The organism is Alcanivorax sp. HI0044, from assembly GCF_001634945.1.
Map to the genome: position 1 here is coordinate 1 of NZ_LWEZ01000303.1, position 618 is coordinate 618.

Below are 618 nucleotides of genomic sequence, written 5' to 3' on the forward strand. Positions count from 1 at the left end.
GCAGCAACAGTTTGACGCCCGCGAGGAAATGCAGCGGCTTCTCAAACAGCACCAAACACCGGTGCCTGCCGCAGTGAAAGCGCGCCTGGACAGCGCCATTGCCGTTCTCGAACCCGGCAATGCGTAATCTGCTCTCGCGATTCACGCGCTCACCGAAAGGTCTGCAATGGTTTCTGAACCTGTACGGGCCCTACCTGGGCGCCGGTGTTCGTGTGGACTACCTGGCAGACGACTTCCGCGAACTGAATGTCTCCATGGGGCTGCACTGGTACAACCGGAACTATGTAGGAACCCATTTCGGCGGCAGCCTCTATTCCATGGTGGACCCGTTCTACATGCTGATGGTGATGACCGTGCTTGGGCGCGATTATGTGGTCTGGGACAAGGCAGCGGATATAGAATTTGTCCGGCCCGGCAAGGGCCGGGTCTTCGCCCATTTTCAGCTCACCGATGCCATGATCGACGATATCCGCGCGAACACCGATGGGGGAGAAAAATACCTGCCGTGCTGGCCGGTTGAAATCGTGGATGGCGATGGAAACCGCGTGGCGGTGGTCAACAAGACGCTCTACATCCGCCGTAAACCCGCGTAGCGCCTTTCTCTACCGGAGCACCGGT

At 58.7% G+C, this 618-nt stretch carries 1 protein-coding gene; it reads left to right on the forward strand.

Annotated features, from left to right (window positions below; all coding sequences use genetic code 11):
* The first annotated feature begins 119 nt into the window (after window positions 1-119).
* Window positions 120-593: a DUF4442 domain-containing protein gene (locus A3730_RS03725; protein ID WP_063520606.1), complete on the forward strand. Its 474-nt coding sequence runs from the start codon at window positions 120-122 to the stop codon at window positions 591-593.
* The last annotated feature ends 25 nt before the right edge of the window (window positions 594-618 follow it).